3 protein-coding genes are annotated in these 2,256 nt (G+C 36.8%); all 3 read right to left on the bottom strand.

The annotated features are described in order from the left end of the window. Nucleotides 1–423 precede the first annotated feature (423 nt). Nucleotides 424–738, bottom strand: coding sequence for an RNA-guided endonuclease InsQ/TnpB family protein (locus tag ACP6PK_RS16280; RefSeq protein ID WP_426560841.1), 315 nt, complete (start codon nucleotides 736–738; stop codon nucleotides 424–426). Further along, a complete protein-coding gene (locus tag ACP6PK_RS16275; protein ID WP_426560839.1) occupies nucleotides 701–1,246 on the bottom strand; it encodes a transposase in 546 nt (181 codons plus the stop codon). The genes ACP6PK_RS16280 and ACP6PK_RS16275 overlap by 38 nt, the downstream gene beginning before the upstream one ends. Nucleotides 1,247–1,337: 91 nt before the next feature. Further along, entirely contained in the window at nucleotides 1,338–1,553 is a 216-nt protein-coding gene (locus ACP6PK_RS16270; protein ID WP_426560837.1) for a hypothetical protein, read from the bottom strand. Nucleotides 1,554–2,256: the final 703 nt, after the last annotated feature.

Below are 2,256 nucleotides of genomic sequence, written 5' to 3'. Positions count from 1 at the left end.
GTTTTTTCCTCCAAGTTGTCAAAGATACTATCTGCTCAATTGAGAAACTTGAGACCCAAACAGGTAAAGCGCTAAAATAATCAACAATTGAATAATACTGTAAAATGAAAGCACTTGGCAATTATTAAAAACGGAGTAGTCAGGTGATAGAGAGACTTTGGCTATTTTTGAATTCGTCTATTGGTGAGTTCTGGAAACTGATACCATTCTATTGATTTGCGTTGGCGGAGCAAGTGCGGCAGCTATATCGCCTCCTACCTCATACTATAAGTCTAAATACTTACTCAAGTTTTCCCTTCTTTATGTACTACATTTTGTCGTGCGGAATGTGGGTTATGTGATTCTTTGCTCATCGACACAGCTTACTAAATCAAGTTGCCCATCATTAGCAGAGGCCGTTATCTCCCAAAGCGTTCCCTATTACTAGGAGGTTCCCGTATGCCCTACGGTACCTTGATTCCACTCAACACCTATTATTTCTAATCCACGACTCAAGATGTTTCGTGCTGCATTAGTATCACGACATATTTCAGTATGACAACTAGGACAAACATGAGTACGAGTTGACAAAGTTTTCTTGACTCTATACCCGCAGTTAGAACAATCTTGCGAAGTGTATTTGGGATTTACTGCAACAACTGCTTTATCCCAAATTTTTCCATAATATTCTAGCCATTGAGTGAACTGATACCACGCTGCATCAGATATAGACTTTGCCAAATGATGGTTTTTGACCATGTTTTGTATCTTTAGGTCTGCCTTCGGCACGCCGCTCCGCGTCTACATAAACAATCACATCGTTAGATGCTACTACGCGGGCTTGTTTAATGCTCCAGTCTTTACGCTGCCTACTAACCTTTAAATGGCATAACCCTAGTCTCTTTCTGGCTTTGTGATAATTGTTTGATTGAGGTTTTTTGCCTTTAACAAACTTCTTACTTAATTGTCGTTGCCGACGTTTTAATTTTTTCTCTGATTTTCTCAAATATTGAGGATAAACAACTCCATTATCGTTTTGGTCTTTATAGAAATACTTTAAACCTAAATCAATGCCTATAACATTACCAGTGTAATTGCCTGGTTCTTTTCTATTAGCATCTATACAAAATTGACAATAATAACCATCTGCCCGTCTAACTATTCTCACCCGATTAATTTTTAGTCTGAACAAATCTTCTCTTGTTTCTGAATTACAATACAGAGAAAACTTACCAGATTTAAACTTATCAGTGAAAGTAATAAACATACAATCATCTGATAATTTCCAACCAGATTGTTTATATTCTACAGACCGACAATGCTTTTTAAATTTTGGGTATCCTTTCTTTTTGGCGCCTTCAAATGCAACGACGATAAAAGTTACTAATTGAAGTCCAAGCTACTTCTACTGAGGCTTGTCTAGCTGATGAGTTTAACTGATTAACAAAAGCAAACTCACTAGCTAACTCTTTACTTAGTTTGTATAAAAGCGACTTATTTACTCCTTGATTATCTATCCAATATCTGACAGCTTTATTTCTAATAAACTGTGCTGTTCTGATAGCTTCATCCAAGGATTTATATTGATTTTATGTCCCGTTTAATAACTTAGCCTCTCTTACTAACATTGTTATCTTTTTGCTTCTATACTATTATTTTATCGCACATTTTCCCAGATAAAACAATTATTTGAAAAAAATATTGAGGCAGAGAAAGTCGCCCTTTTAGGGCGAGGCTTTAGACCCGTTTTTTCGGTAAGAATTTCACTTACTAACTAGGGTTTGCTGAAAAAGTATAAGTGGTAGGAGTAGGAGTCAGTCCTCAGTCCTCAGGAGTGAGCAGGGAACAGAATTTGGAAAAATTTACACTTTTGCTGATTTTTCGGGAACCGTAGATGAAAATTTTTTTGATACCGAATTAAGCGTATTTGATATTATACCTCATTTTCATAACCAAAACCCAGTAGATTCGTGTTTTGCATTCCGCAGAATCGTCTTTACTGTGGTCTACTGAAATGAAAACGGCTGCAAAGACCAAGTTTCAAGTTTATAGAAGAAACTGGGTTGTTTTCATCTTCAGGCAAAACTAAGGTTGAAAAATACTTTTATACTGGACATCTCTAACTAGCCTAAAAATATTAGGTCAGTATTCTTTGGCTGCACTTACAGCGCTTTTCACCCTCAAAAACCACAATGTTTAAACCAACCAAAGACATCATCTTCAGTAAGCAAGAGCGATATAGCTGCCGCACTTGCTCCGCCAACGCCTCGCTAATAA

The sequence above is a fragment of the Dapis hubbardiae BLCC-M172 genome (assembly GCF_050016015.1).
Taxonomy (GTDB): domain Bacteria; phylum Cyanobacteriota; class Cyanobacteriia; order Cyanobacteriales; family Microcoleaceae; genus Trichodesmium.
The sequence above is the reverse complement of the archived record's forward strand: the minus strand, read 5'-3'. Positions and strand labels throughout refer to the sequence as shown.